The sequence below is a fragment of the Candidatus Poribacteria bacterium genome, from assembly GCA_016866785.1.
Lineage (GTDB): Bacteria > Poribacteria > WGA-4E.
This window is the reverse complement of sequence record VGLH01000085.1, coordinates 1-18,002: the sequence shown is the minus strand read 5'-3', so window position 1 is coordinate 18,002 and position 18,002 is coordinate 1. Positions and strand designations below refer to the sequence as shown.

Annotated in this window: 13 protein-coding genes; 8 read left to right on the top strand and 5 right to left on the bottom strand. The window is 64.2% G+C overall.

Annotated features, from left to right (window positions below):
* Positions 1-131 precede the first annotated feature (131 nt).
* The 5 genes from FJZ36_12700 to FJZ36_12680 form a co-directional block, all read right to left on the bottom strand.
* Positions 132-2,393 (bottom strand): glycoside hydrolase family 95 protein, encoded by a 2,262-nt coding sequence (locus tag FJZ36_12700; protein MBM3215763.1) that lies wholly within the window; start codon positions 2,391-2,393, stop codon positions 132-134.
* A 164-nt stretch (positions 2,394-2,557) separates the two neighbouring features.
* Positions 2,558-4,108: a S41 family peptidase gene (locus FJZ36_12695; protein MBM3215762.1), complete on the bottom strand. Its 1,551-nt coding sequence runs from the start codon at positions 4,106-4,108 to the stop codon at positions 2,558-2,560.
* A 207-nt stretch (positions 4,109-4,315) separates the two neighbouring features.
* On the bottom strand, positions 4,316-6,931 hold the full coding sequence (locus FJZ36_12690) for a bacteriohemerythrin (GenBank protein MBM3215761.1): 2,616 nt from the start codon (positions 6,929-6,931) through the stop codon (positions 4,316-4,318).
* Positions 6,932-6,998: 67 nt separating this feature from the next.
* Positions 6,999-7,451, bottom strand: coding sequence for a VOC family protein (locus FJZ36_12685; GenBank protein ID MBM3215760.1), 453 nt, complete (start codon positions 7,449-7,451; stop codon positions 6,999-7,001).
* A 20-nt stretch (positions 7,452-7,471) separates the two neighbouring features.
* On the bottom strand, positions 7,472-8,401 hold the full coding sequence (locus FJZ36_12680) for a hypothetical protein (GenBank protein MBM3215759.1): 930 nt from the start codon (positions 8,399-8,401) through the stop codon (positions 7,472-7,474).
* A 180-nt stretch (positions 8,402-8,581) separates the two neighbouring features.
* On the opposite strand from FJZ36_12680, the gene FJZ36_12675 reads away from it, so the two are divergent.
* The 8 genes from FJZ36_12675 to secD all read left to right on the top strand — a co-directional run.
* Positions 8,582-9,613 carry an FkbM family methyltransferase gene (locus FJZ36_12675; protein MBM3215758.1) on the top strand — a complete coding sequence of 344 codons (1,032 nt, stop codon included), beginning with the start codon at positions 8,582-8,584 and terminating at the stop codon, positions 9,611-9,613.
* A 267-nt stretch (positions 9,614-9,880) separates the two neighbouring features.
* The gene (locus FJZ36_12670) at positions 9,881-10,168 is read left to right on the top strand and encodes a co-chaperone GroES (GenBank protein MBM3215757.1); all 288 of its coding nucleotides are present in this window, start codon (positions 9,881-9,883) and stop codon (positions 10,166-10,168) included.
* A 72-nt stretch (positions 10,169-10,240) separates the two neighbouring features.
* Positions 10,241-11,899 (top strand): chaperonin GroEL, encoded by a 1,659-nt coding sequence (gene groL, locus FJZ36_12665; protein MBM3215756.1) that lies wholly within the window; start codon positions 10,241-10,243, stop codon positions 11,897-11,899.
* A 236-nt stretch (positions 11,900-12,135) separates the two neighbouring features.
* A complete protein-coding gene (locus tag FJZ36_12660) occupies positions 12,136-12,471 on the top strand; it encodes a hypothetical protein (protein MBM3215755.1) in 336 nt (111 codons plus the stop codon).
* A gap of 16 nt (positions 12,472-12,487) precedes the next feature.
* Positions 12,488-14,911, top strand: a complete 2,424-nt coding sequence (gene sppA, locus FJZ36_12655) for a signal peptide peptidase SppA (protein ID MBM3215754.1) — start codon at positions 12,488-12,490, stop codon at positions 14,909-14,911.
* Between the two features lie 8 nt (positions 14,912-14,919).
* On the top strand, positions 14,920-15,567 hold the full coding sequence (locus FJZ36_12650; protein MBM3215753.1) for a protein-L-isoaspartate(D-aspartate) O-methyltransferase: 648 nt from the start codon (positions 14,920-14,922) through the stop codon (positions 15,565-15,567).
* Positions 15,568-15,579: 12 nt separating this feature from the next.
* Positions 15,580-16,137 carry a hypothetical protein gene (locus FJZ36_12645; GenBank protein ID MBM3215752.1) on the top strand — a complete coding sequence of 186 codons (558 nt, stop codon included), beginning with the start codon at positions 15,580-15,582 and terminating at the stop codon, positions 16,135-16,137.
* Between the two features lie 141 nt (positions 16,138-16,278).
* A partial coding sequence (gene secD / locus FJZ36_12640; protein ID MBM3215751.1) for a protein translocase subunit SecD occupies positions 16,279-18,002 on the top strand: 1,724 nt, incomplete at its 3' end.

Below are 18,002 nucleotides of genomic sequence, written 5' to 3'. Positions count from 1 at the left end.
GACCGTCTCCGCGACACGAGCGTATCGGTTCGCCTTGAACTCGTCCTCGCCTGCGATAACCATCAGATTCGCGAGGTCACGGAGCTGGGTAGACAACTCCTCGTTCGTCATGTGGCTCAAACTTCCCGTCCTCACCGTGGAACCAAGCGATAGGCGCGTCCCGCCTCTCCTCGGAAAACGATCAGGTCGTCGTCGGGGGTTTCGGTTGCCACCGACACGCCGCCCGATTCGACACCGGCTCCGCCTGCGACTCGGACGCGGCATTCGCCGTCTCGCGAGGGACGTATCTCCGCGAGCGCCAGGCGTCCGTCCGACCATTGGATATCGACTTCGACTGCGCCACGCGCCCGCATGCCACAAGCGCTACCGGATTCCCACGCCTTGGGCAACGCGGGCAGCAGATGGATCTCGCCGGCGTGGCTTTGCAGCAGCATCTCCGCGATGCCGGCGGTTCCGCCGAAGTTCCCGTCGATCTGGAACGGCGGATGCATGTCGAACAGGTTGTCCGTCGTGGACTTGCGAAGCAGAGCGAGCAGGTGCTCGTAGGCGGACTCGGCGTCTTCGAGCCGCGCCCAGAAGCTGACGATCCACGCGCGGCTCCAACCGGTGTGCCCGCCCCCGTGGGCGAGCCGCCGTTCGAGAACCCGACGCGCCGCCTTTGCGAGCTCGGGTGTGCGTCTTAGTGTGATTTGCGATCCGGGATGGAGCGCAAAGAGATGGGACATGTGCCGGTGCCCGGGCTCTCGCTCGTCGTAGTCCTCCATCCACTCCTGTAGCTGCCCGTGCTTGCCGATGCGCGGTTTGGGCAGACGGTCGAGCGTCGCCGCCAGCTTCGCCCGGAACGACGCGTCCGTGTCGAGGACTTCGGACGCCCGGATCGTGTTCGAGAAGAGATCGTGGAGTATCTGCGAGTCCATCGACGGACTCAGGCACAGCCCGCCGGAAGTGCCGTCAGGCAATCGATAGGCGTTCTCCGGCGACGACGAGGGCCCCGACACGAATAACCCGGACTCGTGTTCCACCAGGAAGTCGAGGAAGAACTCGCACGCTTCTCTGAGGATCGGGTAGGCGCGCTCGCGCAGGAACGCCTCGTCGAGTGAGAAGGCGTAGTGCTCCCAAAGGTGCTGGCACGTCCAGGCGGCTCCCATCTGCCAGAGCCCCCACGACGCGCCGTCAGCGGGGGTCGTGAAGCCCCACGCGTCCGTGAGATGGTGAGCGACGAACCCCCGGCATCCGTAGTGGACTCGCGCCGTCTTCCTGCCTGACGGGCGCAGCGAATCCAGCAGGTCGAACAGAGGCGTGTGGAGCTCAGCCAGGTTGGCGACCTCCGCGTGCCAGTAGTTCATCTGGATGTTGATGTTGAGGTGGTAGTCGCTGTTCCACGGCGGGTTCATCCCGTGCGCCCAGATGCCCTGCAGGTTCGCGGGCTGCGTGCCGGGGCGCGACGAGCCGATGAGCAGATACCGCCCGAACTGGAAGTACTGGGCGACGAGCCGGGGGTCCTCTGCGCCGTCGCGGACGCGCTGGAGCCGCTCGTCCGTTGGCAGCTCGGGCGCGGGATCGCCGAGGTCGAGGCTCACGCGGTCGAACAGCGCGCGATGATCGGCGACGTGCCGTTCCCGGAGCTCGTCGAACGAACGCAGGGCGGCGCTGCTGATCCAGGAATCGGTCCACGCGCGCTCATCGCGACCCCGGTATGAAGTCGCGCCCGCGAAGCGAAGCGCCACCGAAGTGGCTCCATCGATGCGAAGTCCGTCGTCGTCTGCGTTGAGGCTCCCGCCATGGGGCAGCACGTGTGCCTGCAGTCGGAACGCGATGCCGTCTCCCCCGTCGCATCGACCGGCCAACGTCAGGAAGTGGGGGTTCACGACAGGCTCGGTTCCGGCGTCCTGCTCGCGCGTCATCCGAAGGTTGAAGGTCAGCGCGCCCGGTTCCGATGCTGTCAGCCGGACGACGACAACCTGATCCGGTGCCGACGCGAAGTACTCGCGCGTGAAGAGCACTTCGCCGACGCGGTACTGCACCCGACAGATGCCCGTCGCCAGGTCGAGCTCGCGTCGGTAGTCCTCGACCTCCGTGTGGTCGAAGTCGATCCAGACGTCGGCGAGCGACTGGTAGGGCTTGACGCGCATCGGCTCGCCCATCATGTGGCGTTCAGCGAGGCGCGTCGCCCGCGCGATCTGTCCCTCGTTGAGCAGTTGGCGAATGAGCGGCAGGTAGCGGAGCGCGCGGGGGTTCGTCGTGTCGCGGGGCCCTCCCGACCAGAGCGTGTCCTCGTTGAACTGGAGGCGTTCCTGGGGCACGCCGCCGAAGACCATCGCGCCGAATCGACCGTTCCCGATGGGTAGCGCGTGATCCCAGATCGACGCGGGTTGGCGGAACCACAGCGACATCTCGCCGTCAGGGGGCTCGGACCTTCCGCTGAACGCTGCATCGGGTGTTGCCGTCTCCGTATCCGTCGTCGCCATGGGACGTCTTCTCCCGTGGAGTCGTGCCCAACCGGTTGCCAGACCTCCGGGCGTCCGCCCGCGCATGTGCCGCCGTCGGCGATTGCAGGTCAGTTCGTCGCAGTCGTGCTCGGTGTAGCCGCCTTGTAGGAACCGTTCAGCACGTTGGCGACGCCCACATCCTTGACGATGTGCAGCGCTTCTGTAAGCTGACGGTCGTTCTCCAAGTCGATCAGACGGTCGTTGCCGACGTTCAGGTCGAAGACCCCTCGCGCCTCGAGTCGGACGTAGCGGGGATCGAGCGCCAGATGGTTCTCTTCGAGAGCTGGCGTCAGTTCGGAGAGGCGAGCCCCTAGCGGCGCGAAGTCGGTCGGCGTGCTCCCGCGCTCGCGTTCGTAGGTGCGGATGTGCTCGAGCACGAAGTTCTCGATGATCTTCTTCTCGCGGATCTTCTCGCGAATGAACGCCTGTTCGTCGCTGAGGATCTCCGGTTCGACGGCGACGTTCGGTTCGATGCCCGATCCGTCGATGGACGTCCCGCCCGGCGTGTAGTACGCGGAGATCGTCAGCGACACAGCCCCGCCGTTCTTGAGCTCGAAGCGCTGTTGCACCACGCCCTTGCCGAACGTCTTCGTGCCGACCAGAATGCCGCGCTTTCGGTCTTTGATCGCCCCGGCAAGAATCTCGGAGCCGCTGGCGCTCATCCCGTTCACCAGGACGACCACGGTCGTGTCATCCGACACCAAGCGCTCGTTGTCGGCTTTGTAGACGTGGTTGAACTCCGACCGCCTGCCCTGTGTCGACACGATGATGCCGTCGCCGAGGAACGCGTCGGACATCTCCTTGGCGGCGGTCAGGAGCCCTCCTCGGTTGCCGCGTACGTCGATCAGCAGTGAGCGGATCGGACCCTCCTTCGCCGATTCGCGGAGGGCTTCGGTGAACTCGTCCATCGTCGAGTTGGTGAAGCTGTCGACCGATACATAGACGATCCCCGGTTCCACGACCGTCCACTCGACGCTCTCCAGCTTGATCTCCTCGCGCACGAGCGTCACGTCGAACGGCTCGTTGCGGTTCCGGCGCTCGATCGTGACGGTGACGGGCTCGCCGACAGCTCCACGGAGCTTGCCGACGACATCGTTCAGTGTCAAACCTCGGTCGCCGCCGAGGATGACCGACTCACCGTCCACCTTGACGATGATGTCGCCTGGCTGGAGACCGGCACGTATGGCTGGTGAGTTGCGGAGCGGCGTCGATACTTTGACGACGGCGAAGTCGCCTCGCTGTTCCGGGTAGATGCGGATTCCCAGTCCACCGAACTTCGCCTGGAACAGGTCTTCGCGCTCCCTCTGCTGCTCCTCCGGGCTCTGGTAGAAGGAGTACGGATCGTTGAGGGCGGAAACCGCCCCTCGAATCGCCCCTTCCAGCATCTTCTGGTCATCGACCTCCTTGTAGAAGTTGCTGTCGGTCTTGACCAGTATCTCGTTGAGCGTGGCGATGTAGGACGTTACGAGCTCATACCGGTTCTGGGCGGAGCTCTGGTTGAGCCACACGATCACGGATGCTACCGATGCGACCGCCAACAAGGCGACGACGGACAGACTACGGCGGTGCTTTCTCATGAAGTCGGCTCCCTTGCCCAGATGGATGCACTCTTGCCCCATCGGATGACCGTTCCGGCACCCACGAAGAGCCCTCACCGAAGGCTTGTGGTCGGCTCTCGCGCCGCTCTCGCGCGCTGGAGCGTCTCCCACACGAACGTGTGAAGCGCAGAGCCTAGTATACAGCGAGAGACTGTCACACCCAAGCGGTTTGGTTCACCGATGCGCAGGAACCTGAACCCATCGCAGTACGAGGCTACCGCGATACGGTCAGTACACGCCTAGGGCGTTGAGGTAGGCTCCGTACCGAAGATCGTGTTCGAGGATATGACGGATCAGCCACCGCTCGAGAAACTCGGCGACGTCCTTTGCCGTGATCTCTTTGCCGTGCCGAAGGTCGTCGCGCAGGTCGGCAGCGTCGGCTTCCAATTGTCGGTGGATCGCGGCGTGCTGCGCTTTGCCGCCGTACGCGTACGATCCCATCAGTTCCTCTTCGGCGGCGAAGTGATACTTGGTGTACGCGACCAGCGAGTTCGCCACCTCGACCAGGACGCTGCGATCGCCGTGCGACTCGATGGCGTGGGCGATGCTGTTGGCGATCTCGAAGAGCCGCTGGTGGTGGGTATCCATCCTCCCATTGCCGACGCTGAACTCGTCGCGCCAGGTGAACGCCTTCGATGTATCGTCGGTGTGGATGAGCCGCGACGTCCTCGCGAGATACGACTCGAGCAGCTTCCACCGAACCACGGGGATGTCCTCGATGGCGACGCCGGGGATTCGGCATACTTCCGAGCGTTCGAGCGCTCGCATGCGCAGCAGACGTGGCACACCGAAGACGGCGCTCTCCTCGCCATAGAACGAACCGGGGCCCAGGAGCTCAATGACTTCGCCACCGGCGCTGCATTCGACCGCGCCGCTCAGCACGACCTCGAGGCACGCGGTGTCACGAGACAGAACCGAGTCGCCTTCTTCGTAGAGCCGAACATCGCATATTTCGGCGACCCGACTGAGAACGGGCTCCGATATGGCTTCAGCGAACAGACCGAGCGACCTCAATCGGCTCTTCATCGACTCGGTGCGCGCCAGCCTGTCACCCAGTTGGTTTCTGCCAACCGCCTCCTGATAGAGAGATGCCGGCATCTCGAGCGCTTTCACATAGGAGAGAGCCCTGTACTGGAAAGGCTGGGCAGATCCGGTCAAGAGCGGCAACTGACCGACCAGGCCGCCGGCTGGCATCAAGGAGCGCGAGTGGCCCGTCTCGGCACGTCGTTCGATCGTGCCGGACAGGAGCAGATAGACACGGTCGGGCTCTGTGTCAGGCTCCAGCACGACAGAGCCCGGGCTGAAGGTCACGATCTCGCTGTTCAATAGCATGGCGAGGTCGTGCTCGGCGGTAGACGGCATCGCATGCTGCAGCCACCGCTCAGCCGCGACTCGCCAGTAGTCCACACGTGCTGGTATCAACACGTCCGTGGTTCCGTGGTGAACGCTGGCGCCAATGCTGCGTTCGTCGGGCGTGAGAGGTCGTGCGATATGCGCCAGCACGATCTTGTCGGACCTGTCGTCCTTGAAGTCGTTCGCCATGCCGTGGATGAAGCCTCCGCCGATGTCGATCTTCTTCACATCCGCAGGGCGGAGGTAGGTCTCACGGACGCTTTCCACGTAGCTTGACGTCACTGCGGGGTTCTCGCCGTCAGCCCAACTCCGCAGCAAGTCCAGAGAGACGATGTCGCTCATGTGGGCGTAGGTTCGGTATCCTCCGTCAGCCATGGCACGGAACGTGAAAACCGTGGAAGCCACGGGATGCGGCGATAGCTCCGGCATGACTTCGAGCCCGTCCACGTCGTTCCAGACGTCGAGCTTCAGATCGTGAGGATCGAGGTAGTGCGAGAACTGGTCCTCGTCGAACCCGAGGAGGGCAGCGAGTTTCTTCTGGACGGACGCTCTCACGACGCGCGCGGCGTAGTAGGGGATGCGGTGCCCGGCACGAACGAGCGTGGCGATCCCTGCGAAATGATCGTCATGCGCGTGAGTGTGGAAGATCCCCGATATCTGTGGTACGCCGATCCCCAACGAGTTCAGGTTGTGGATCAGGTTCGGTCCCGCATCGATCAAGTAGATGCGACCCTGGAACACGACGATGCTCGAAACCGCCGGGCGGTGGATATCCCATCCGTCCCCCTCGCCCGAATGGACGACGCCGAAGTACGGGAGATCGATGCTTTGAAATCCCAATGAATATGGGCACTCGTACCGCTCGTCGGGACCGAGGTTCAGGTCTACCGTGACCGATTCGGATTTGTAGCGCAGCTCGAACACGTTCGCGGCGGTGCGCCGAATGGTCACGCCTCCGCGGATTTCTACCGGGTCCTCGCGGACGATCAGGGTGTCCAGCAACTCGTTGGATGCTCGAATCTGTCCGAACGCGAACTTGAGCTTGAGGCGCATGAAATCCGAAGCCGCGTCTCCGACCATGCCGGCGTCCGCCAGTTCCTGCTCCGATACGAGCCCGTAGTTGCCTCGGTAGATGTACTGGAGCTGAGCGCGGACCTGCTGCGAGAGCCCGATCAGGAGCGGCTTGGTGCCCGTGTTGTTCGGGTGCTTGGGAATCAGCATCCCCTGGCGGTAGAGCATCTGAAGCACCGGGAACTCCGCCAGGTTCGCGAAATCTCCGTTCTGGACCATTTCGTCGGACAGCAGGATGGCATTGGGGCCCGTCTCGAAGCGGACGCCGTCCTGTTCGATCTCGCGGATGAAGCCGTGCTTGATGAGGTGCTTCACGCTGTCGGCAGGGCAACCGCAGACAATCCGCAAGTCGGCGTCCGGGATCTCTACCCAGAACACGCCGGTGCTGACACGATCGACGCGCACAGCCTGCTTTGCCACGGCACTGTCCTGTCTAGCTGGGTCCACCGAGGAACACTGGCAAGATCGGCCGCAGAGCCTTCACTGGCTAACCGCATGTGCCATCTTTGCGCTGGTGGAGCCAGATCCGGTTTCCATCCGGGTCCGCAATCATCGCCATGTGGCAGACGGAGGTCTCCATCGGCTCGACGAAAACCTGGACGCCCTTCGCTCGCAGCTCTGTGACCGCCCGCGTGACATCATCCACGGCGAGCGCCACCGTCGCTCCCCCACGGTCGCCGCGTCGTGGTGCTTCCGCCCACGGTGGACCCACGAGAGCCAGGGTCACCGGCACGAGCGAGAACTCCGCCCACGCGCCCTCCACGACGGTATCCAACGGCATTCCCAGCGTGTCCCGGTAGAACGAGATCGCCTTGCCCACGTCTGACACGGCGTACACAACGAAATCGATGGCTCGTGTCTGCATTGGACGGCTCCCTCCGTTGGCTGTGTGGGAACTTTCCCAACTCAGGACAGTAGCGCGTTCTCTCGTCCACGTCATGGGCTCGTTTCAGATTCGGTTCAGATGTGGAACAGCGGAACCATCGCGCTGTACACATCGCCTGGATAGATGCCCTCGACGCCGCTCGCCTCGATACGCCGCTGATCGAGAGCGCGGCCTCGGATGCACACGCTCAGAGTCCCGGACATGGGGAACACGGCGTCTTCCGGCAGCATCAGCAACGCCGCGCCGTCGGAACCGACCCTCGCTTCTGCCAATGCTTCGTTGCCGTCTGGCGATGAAAGCACGACGACAGAGTCCCTCATCGCGTCTCCCGACCCGACGAGAACGCGCACCGGGTCATGGGCAGCGTAGATGCGCACGTTTCTGAACCGGACATCGACCGCAACGCCGACACCAGATGCCTTCGCGGTCAGTGCGGCGCGCATGGCATCGCGCCGGGACCGCGCTTCGCCGACCCATATCCATTCCGCCCCGTGCAGCACATGCGTTTCGACGACGTCCTGCCATCGGCTGAACGCCACTCTTACGGTGCGGAAGACGGACGACTCGTCGCCAGCAGGGGGTATGACGGAGACCGACGGCGCAGTCCGAAGCGGAGCAGCGGGCGAGTCCTGATACCAGCCCTCGCTGCCCATGTGCTTTCCGAATACGACGCGCGAACCTTCGCGCGACCCCGATGGCGGCTCAGGCGATCCCGGCGCGCCGATGCCGCGAAGCTGTATGCCCACGCCGAACGATCCGGGCTGTCCCAGGTCCATCGGAACGCGCATCTCGGCAACCAGCGACACCGTCGCGGGGTACCAGCGCCGCGACGTGACCGATACGGACACATCCGTCGACCGAGTGGACACACCGTGCAGTCGGAGGCATTGGTCGGTTGCCTCCGCTGCGAGCTTCGGCATGTCGGGGACGATCTGCCAGCGGTCGGGGTCGAGCCCGCCCGCGAAGTCCTCCGCGAGGTACGCGCCTGACTGAATCCTCTGCATGGAAGCCTCTCACAGCGATCTCAAAGCGGGCTCGTCGATCTGCCTTCCGCGACCGTGTGACGACGGTCGGTCGCGGATGTATCATCTCAGACATTGCTCGCGTTGACGTGCGCGCGGACGAACCGTCCTCGTTGATTTCACAGTCGATGCCGATGGCTGCTGCATTTGAGGAAGTTTCACATGCCGCGTCTGTCGTTGCTGCGTAGTATCTACCGCGAACTGCTGGCGAATCCCGCCGGAGCTGGCGTGGTCACCAAAGCGACCTCGGCGCTCGTGTGGCCCCTCGCCCAGGTCCAGTCGCCGTTCGGGTTTGCCCTTTCGGGCCCGGCTCACAACGCCATTATGCTCGCACTGCTCGGGTACGGCGACATCCGGACCTACGAACCGATGGAGACGTTCCTGGTGCTGGTGACGACAAACGCCGGCGGCACGTTCTTCGACATCGGCGCCAATATCGGCTATTTCAGCCTCTTGGTCGCCTGCAACTCGCCCCGTCCCGTCCAGGTTATCGCGTTCGAGCCGTTGGAGGACAACTTTCGCTGTCTACAGCACAACATCGGCTGGAACGGCAAGGATCGCGTCATCCTGCCATATCGCATCGGCTTGGGCGACAGGAACTCCGAGGAGCTGCTGTCCCGATATAGCACCGGCGCCTCCTTCGTGCGAGGCTGGGATTTGGGTCAGGCGGACGAACAAGGCTTTGAGACCGTCGAAGTGCGACGACTCGACGGCATGTTCTCCGCTCGGGATATCAGACCGCCGATTGTCTTCAAGATCGATGTCGAAGGGTTCGAGGCGGCGGTCGTCGTCGGCGCGGCAGACCTCCTGAGGTCGAAGGAAACGGCGTGCGTTCTCATCGAAGTCGGCCACGCGCACCATCCTGGAGGCTTCAACGAGTCAGCTTTCTCCACGCTCGGGACACTCGAAGACTACGGATTCGACTGCTACGGGATACAGACCGATCCCACCTTGACGGGGAGCGAGAGCGTCCTGGTTCCCTTCCCCGATGTGGACCGACACGATGCTGAGAGATGGCCCTCTTCGTGGATTGCACTCCGTCAGAACCATCCGGTCGAGGGCATCGTGATGTCTTCGTTGCCGTTGTACCCACTGTATTGCTCATCTTGCCGGCTTCCGGAGAGCGATCTTCAGGGCGTTCTCGACGCGTTGGGGGCGTTGCGAGTCGGGTCCGAAGGCGTGCCTTCATCCTGATCTATTGCCTTGGCTGCCTTCACGCTGGGCGATCCCCCATTGAGCCGTCGCGCCGTGCCGGGTGCCTGCCAAGGTTCGTCCGCTAGCATCCCCCAATTCGGCAGAGCGCTCGCCGCAACGGAGTTGCCGTCGCGCGGATCGCCTTGACAAGCCGGATTCCCGGCGGGTAGCATGGAGCGTGTTTGGCACTCTTTGCCCACGAGTGCTAACGCGCAAGACGATTTCGCATCGGCTATGGGCAACTGTGGACCAAGGAGACGAGCGACCATGGCGCTGGAGCCGCTTTCCGATCACGTGTGCGTGGAGAGGCAGGAAGTCGAGGAGAGTCGCATCGGATCGATCATCGTACCGGACACCGCCAAAGAGCAGCCTCAGCTCGGGAAGGTCATCGCGGTGGGTCCGGGACGCCGGGACGAGAACGGCGTACGCCGCGCCCTGTCCGTCAAAGTCGGCGACACCGTTATCTTCGCCAAGTACGGCGGCAATGAGTTCGAACTCAACGGAACCGAGTACCTCGTGCTGCGGGAGTCGGACATTCTCGCCATCGTCGGCTAGGTCGCGAGCGTTCCGTCCAGGCGGGCTGTTGCCCGCCGTTGTCTGGGCGCGTATCAGGAGGATGTCAACGGTATGGCGAAGCAGATCGCGTTCGATGTCGAAGCGCGCGCTGGGATCAAGAAAGGCGCCGAAACGCTGAGCCGCGCGGTGTGCACGACGCTCGGGCCTCGAGGCCGCAATGTCGTTCTGCAGAAGTCCTACGGCGCGCCAACGGTGACCAAAGATGGCGTCACGGTCGCCAAGGAGATCGAGCTTCCGGGCAAGTACGAGAACATCGGTGCCCAGCTACTGCGGGCGGCCGCGTCGAAGACGAACGACGACGCTGGCGACGGCACAACCAGCGCCGTGACGATGGCGTATGCGATCCTACAGGAAGGGATCAAGAACGTCACGGCAGGCGCGGATCCGATGAGCCTGAAGCGGGGCATCGACAAGGCGTGCGAAGCCGTCGTCGCATCGCTGAAGGGGCAGAGCCGTCCTGTGAACGGCCGCGAGGACTACGAGCGGATTGCGACGGTCGCCTCGAACCACGACGCGACGATCGGCGGGTACATCGCCGACGCGCTGGAGAAGGTGGGCACAGAGGGCGTCATCACGGTCGAGGAGGGCAAGACCGCCGAGACGACCCTCGAAGTCGTCGAGGGGATGCAGTTCGACAAGGGGTTCATCTCACGCTACTTCGTGAATACCGAGGACGGCAACGAATGCGTCCTGGACAACCCCTACCTGCTGATCAACCAGTCGAAGCTGAGCGCGCTCAACGACCTGCTCCCGGTTCTCGAGAAGATCGCTCAGGTCGGCAGGCCGCTGCTCATCATCGCCGAGGATGTCGAGGGAGAAGCGCTTTCGACGCTCGTCGTGAACCGGCTGCGAGGCAACCTCCGGGTCTGTGCCGTCAAGGCTCCCGGATTCGGCGACCGGCGCAAGGAGATGTTGCGGGACCTGGCGACGTTGACCGGAGGCCAGTTGATCGCCGAGGAACTGGGTATCCGGCTGGAGAACGTCGTCCTCGGAATGCTGGGCCAAGCGGAGCGCGTCGTCATAGACAAGGACAATACGACCGTCATCCGCGGGAAGGGCAAATCCGAGGATATCGAGGGACGGAAGCAGCAGATCCGCAAGCAGATCGAGGAGACGACCTCCGACTACGACCGTGAGAAGCTCCAGGAACGGCTCGCCAAGCTCGCGGGAGGCGTGGCGGTGGTCAACGTCGGCGCTGCCACCGAAGTCGAGATGAAGGAGCGCAAGGCTCGCGTGGAAGACGCGCTCAGCGCGACCCGCGCAGCCGTGGAGGAGGGCGTGGTCGTCGGAGGGGGCGTATCGCTGATTCGGGCTCGCGGCGCCGTGTCGAGTCTGATCGAGACCACGGCGGGCGACGCCAGGATGAGCGACCGGCAGCGTGAGGACCTACTCACGGGCATGCGGATCATCGAGCGCTCTTTGGAGGCTCCGCTCCGACAGCTCGCCCGCAATGCCGGCGATGAGCCGTCCATTGTCGTGGCGACGGTCGCCGGCGGCTCCGGGGGCTTTGGATACAACGCCGCGAGGCGTCGTTACGAAGATTTGCCGGCTGCCGGGATTCTCGACCCGACCAAGGTGGTGCGCGTCGCGCTCCAGAACGCAGTCAGCGTGGCGGGTCTCGTGCTGACGACGGAAGCGACGATCGCTGAGCTTCCCGAGAAGAAGGCAGATGGCGCCGCGAGTCATGGTCACGCTCACCATCATCACTAGAGCTGGCTCGCGAGCTCAGCATGCGAGCATCGACAGACGAGAGGCGGCTCGACGAGCCGCCTCTCGTCGTTTGGGCGCTGATTCAGGTAACGAGGAGCTCGGGCTCCGCCGTTATTGCTAGGGAACCCGTCTGCCGTGGATGTCGCGCGACGCGGTTCATGGCTTGGAATCGACGTCTCGTTGCGCCATAATCGTCGCGTTGGTTGCCCAATCGGTTCCGAAGAAGGCTGTGGCACATGGGCCTGTCGGCACGCTGGCGAAACGTCGTCGTCCTTACGGTTTCGCTGGCGATTCTCGCGTTGTGGAGCTTCCGTCTTGCTGGGGATGTGCGCGCCTACCGCGCGGCTCGGGCGCTCAAGTCCGCTCGCGAAGCTGAGCTGGAGCGGCTCACGCACCAGCGGGAGGCCGCCCGCGAATACGTGCACAAGCTCCGAACGGATCGCCAGACGCAGGAGCGCATGGTGCGGGCGAAGGGCTACGCCCGACCTAACGAAGAGATCTACGTGATCCTGCCGGCAACGCCCAAGACCGAGACCTCCACGACGCCCGCGCCTTCTCCGGAGACCCGGTGATCGAATCGATCTACTGATGCCTCGAGCCGACCGCGCCTCCCGCGTCGTCGTCAGAGCCGCGTGCGCTGCCTTGCTCACGTGGCTGCCGACAGCCGTGCACGGCGCGTCTCCCCCGTTCCTCGACGGCGCGCCGCGCCTGTCCACTCTTTTACCTCGCGAATCGGTCGCCAGCGTCGACGGCGCTTTCGCGACGGTCGCCAATCCTGCCGCGCTCGACGCGAACCCGAGCCCTGACTTCGCCTACGTCCGCACCGTGAAAGGCGATTTCGCCAAAGACGACGGGCTGTTCTTGTCGCTGTACGGCAGTGGGATCGGCTTGGAGTTCGGACACGACATCATCGGTGGGAAGCGAGTGTCGTTCCGCAAGACGACGCTGTCCGGCGGCAGTCACCTGGGCGGCGGCATCTACTGGGGAGCGCTGCGCAGCGGGTTCAGCGGCAAGGCGAGAGAGCTTCACGACGACCTGGTGATCTGGGATGTCGGCGCACTGTTCCGTCGACGGTGGAGCTCCCTCGGTGTCGTCGCACGCAACGTCAACCGACCGATGCTGGACGGCTCCCGACTGGAGCGCGCCTTCGACTTCGGCTATGCCGTGCGTCCCGGCACGAACCGACTCACCCTCTCGTTCGATCTGCGAAAGACCGATGACGAGTCGTTCCGAACGGCATGGAACCGTCGTCGGTACTTCGCCAGCGCCACCCTCGAACCGGTCGGCGGCATACGGCTGACCGGCACGGCGTTCGGAGACCGGCAGTTCGAAGCGCGAGTCGCGTTCGACTACAACACCTTTGGGATCGGCAGTCACTCCCGCCTCGATGGTGGAGAGCATGTCGCCCAAGCGGGTATCCTGAGGCTCCATCGCGCTCGCGCCGCGAACGTGGTGTCGCGACCTCGCTATGCCGTCGTAACGACCCCCGACCAGTGGCAGACCGCGTACTGGCGTATCCGCCGCGATCCGCGCGTATCCGCCGTGATCGTAAAGCTCGACGGCGAGCGCATGCCCCTTGCCGGCTGGCAGGAGTTCCGGGCGCAACTCAACGAACTCCGCGCGAAGGGAGTCTCGACCGCCGCCTACATCCGCCACACGGGAACCGGGGGCTACTGGCTCGCGACAGTCGCCGACACGATCCTTCTCGATCCCATCGGCGAGATCGAGCTGGTCGGACTCTACGCGGACACGCTCTACTACAAGAACGCGATGGAGCGTTTCGGCGTCGACGCGCAGCTCGAGCGCATCGGCGAGTACAAATCCGGCACCGAACCGTTCACGCGCGACGAGCCGTCAGACGCTGTGCTCGCGAATATGAACGAGTTGCTGGACGATCTCTACGATCAGGTGACGCGAGGCATCGCCGACGCCCGTGGGGTCGAGGTCGAGTCGGTTCGGAGACTCATCGACGAGGGCCCGTATCTGGGGAACCGAGCGGTGTCCGCGCGTCTGGTCGATGGGCTGGCGACGCCTGACGAGGCGGAGAAGACGCTTCGAGCGAGGTTCGCCGGGGCGCAGTGGGTCACGGCTCCCGACTACAGCGTGATCAGCGAGGCTCCTCGTGACTGGTCCCAGCCCCCTCCGGGCATTGCGATCGTGCGCGTCGAAGGCGTGATGATCGACGGTGAGACGATCTACAATCCGCTGACGGGCTCTCGCTTCGTCGGCGCTGACACGGTGAGTTCCGCGATCCGCGACGCCGGAAGCGACGGGGATATCCGAGCGATTGTACTCGACATTGAGAGCGGCGGCGGGCTGGTGACGGCATCGGAAACCATGTGGCGAGCCGTGAAGGACGCGCGCGAGCACAAGCCCGTCGTCGCCCGGATCCGTGGGATGGGGGGCTCGGGCGCGTACTACCTGGCGTCGGGGACGGACCGCATCATCGCCGAGCCCGCGAGCGTGACGGGATCGATCGGCGTCTTCTCCGGTCGCATGTCAGTCCACCGGCTGCTGTCCCGGATCGGCGTCGATCAGCACGCACTGAAGCGCGGCGCCAACTCGGACCTGTACAGCGAGTACGCCCCGCTCACGGACGCGGGACGCGACGTGCTGAAAGAGCAGGTTGGCACGCTCTACGAGCAGTTTCTCGACCGCGTCGCGGCGGGCAGAGAGATGACCCGAGACGAGGTGCACGAGGTCGCGCAGGGGCGCGTTTGGACGGGCAAACAGGCGGTCGAGCGCGGTCTGATCGACGAGCTCGGCGGGATGAGCGAGGCGATTGCTTCCGCGAAGGAACTGGCAGGGATCCGAGCGGACCGCCTGATGACCGTCAAGTCGCTGCCGAAGCCGACATGGCTGGAACGCTTGGACATGGGCGGCTTGCTTGGACTCAGGCGATCGAGCGCGTCGCCGCTGGATGGCATCGCCAGCCTCGCATGGAACCGGACGATCAGGTCTCTCACGCGTCCGCGGGCGTACGCCTGGCTGCCTTGGACCGTATCGGACTGAGTGATCCCATGGCATCGGAGTCCGACTTCAGCACCCAACGCGAACTGATGGTGCGAACCCAGTTGGCGAACCGCGACATCTGGGACGTCCGCGTTCTCGATGCCTTCCGACGTGTCCCGCGAGAGCGTTTCGTACCCACCGCGCTGATGGCTCGCGCGTACGAAGACCGCCCTCTGTCCATCGGCTCCTGTCAGACGATCTCGCAGCCCTACATCGTCGCTCTGATGACGCAGTTGTTGGAGCTCTCGGGCTCTGAGCGCGTCTTGGAGATCGGCACCGGTAGCGGCTACCAGACTGCCATTCTCGCCGAGCTCGCGTCGCAGGTGTACACGATCGAGGTGATACCATCTCTGGCTACGTCGGCGCAGGAGCGGCTCGCCTCGCTCGGATACACGAACATCCAGTTTCGAACCGACGATGGAGCCGATGGGTGGGAGGCGCACGCGCCGTTCGACGGCATCTTGGTCACAGCCGCGCCGCGTCGGTTCCCCGAAAGCCTGGGGAGGCAACTGTGTATCGGGGCATGCGCCATCGCCCCAATCGGTGACTACGTGCAGGACCTCCGGCGCATCCGCCGCGTCGCCACCGGGCTCGAGGCGGAGTCGATCGTGGGGGTGCGGTTCGTCCCGATGGTCGGGAAAGCCCAGGAGGTATAGGTCAGAACGATGATGGACATCCCCGCATACATCGCGTATGCGTTCCGTCTGCTCATGACGCCCAACGGGCTCGCGTCCGTGGCTGCGGTGTTGGGTTTCCTGTGGTTCATCCGGCTGTACCGGAAGAAGGTCGAGATCGTCGGCTTGACTGCTGAGATCGTGCCGGACGACTCGTGGTTCGTCCATCGCGACGACAACCATCGGCTCGCAGCAGTCATCAGCCTGCGGCTCCACAATCGCGGCGGGACGGAGATCCGACTCGTCAGCGTGCGATTTAGCGGGTACGCGCCGAAGGAGGTCGTCTCGCCCATCCTGCTGGAGGGCAAGAACACGAGCCATCCGCTCCCTTTCCCGTCGCACGATCACTACTACCGCGGCATCGACTACCGGATCGCGCCCTTCGCGACGCAGTCCATATGGCTCTACTTCGACTCGGGCAGCGTGGAACTGCACAGCAAGATGAGCGCTCCGCTCGTGTTGCGAGACCACCATGGCAAGCGCACGTCGGTCCGCGTCGAAATCACACGACACCCGTACCAAGTGCAGCTCTATCGACAGCAGTGGACGTGAACCCAACATGCGCCTGAAGCCGCGCGATGCTTGACAAGTGGGCAGGGCTCGGATACCTTTGTTGCGGTCTCGGACAGCGGATTGCCACGGAATCGTTGTGCCCCGCCTCTGTGCCCAATCGAAACGAAGGATACCGGTTCTATGGAACGTGTGCGGTGGTGGCGAATCGGCGTCATCCTGTTCGTGGTGCTCTTGTCCGGGGTCTACGTCCTGCCGAGCGTTCCTTCGTTCTATGGACCGATGTACGGACACCTGCCGGCTGACCTTCAGGGTTCACAGGGCATCCCGAAGCCGGTGTCGGTCGACGGCGGGTTCGAGTTCCTGCTGGACAAACCGGCGTCCAAGTCAGCGGAGGCACTGAGCAAAGCCTATCGACGTCTTGCAGCGACGCTTCGCGAGCGCTCACAGGCGATAGGGCTCACCGATGTCCGGCTGAACGACAGCGCCACCCCCGCGGACGATTCCCGCGCGATCCAAGCGAAGCTCAAGTACGAGTACACCGATTTCTTCGGGCGCTCCCCCGACGCGGTCCTGCGTGACCTCCAGCTCTACGGCAAGCTGCCTCTGGGACTGCGCGGCTGGCTCTTCCCCGAAAGCCGCATCCAGCTCGGTCTCGACCTCAAAGGCGGCGTGTACCTGGCGCTCGAACTGGACCTCGCCGAAGCCGAACAGCAGGTGATGGCTGAGGCGCAATCGAGCATCCAGCGCGATCTGCGCGACCGCTACCGCGTCAACTGCCGTGAGGTGACGCCCGACCAAGGCGCTCTGATCGTCGTCGTCAAGCCGAGCGCCGACTGGGGCGCTGCGGGCGACACGCGCAGGACCGACACAGAGAAGTACCTCGAGGGTCTCGAAAGCTTCTCCGTCCAGCCGGTCAACGGCGGCGCGGCGGACGCCGAGGGTCTGGTGCGCTACCGACTCGAGCTCAAGTCGAGTGAGATGGACGACCAGACATCGCACGCTTTGACGCAGGTTCTGGAAGTTCTGAGGAACCGCATCGACGCGTTCGGCGTCGCAGAGCCGGACATCCGCCAGGAGCCCAACAAGCCCCGGATCATCGTGCAGTTGCCCGGCGCGCGCGACTCTTCGACCGCCGCGAACGTCGTGAAGACGATGGGTCGGCTCGAGTTCCGCATGGTTCAGCAGAAGGACGGAGCCCCGTGGTACGGCTCCGGCACGCCTCCCACGCCGGATCAGGTCCCCGATACCGCAGAGGTCCTCTACGACCGCGAGGGTCACTGGCTCGTCGTCGACCGAGAGTCCGTCATCACGGGTCGAGATATCTCGCGCGCGACGACTCAGCGCAACATCGCCGAGATCGTCGTGTCGGTCCGCTTCACCGGCAACGGTCGACGAGCGTTCGGCGAGGCGACCGCCGCGCATGTCAACGAGCTGATGGCGATCATCCTCGACAACACGGTCGTCTCGTTCCCGCGCATTCGCGAGCCGATCCTGACTGGTGAGGCGTCCATTTCCGGCGGGTTCGACCAGGAATCCGCAGGCGATCTGGCGAGAATCCTTCGGGCTGGCGCTTTCCCGGTCGGCGTGAAAGTGGCGGAGGAGCGCACGGTCGGGCCCAGCCTGGGGCAGGAGGCGATCCGGAAGGGTACACTCGCCGCCATCATCGGCATCGCGACGGCGCTCGTGTTTATGACCTACTACTACAACATCTGCGGTACCTTCGCGGCAATCGCGTTGGTGCTGAACGCGCTGATGATCCTCGCGTCGCTGGCGCTGCTGGGAGCGACGCTGACACTGCCGGGCTTGGCGGGTCTCGTGCTCACGATGGGCATGGCGGTTGACGCCAACGTGCTCATCAACGAACGCATCAAGGAGGAGCTCCGAGCCGGCAAGTCGGTGTCCGC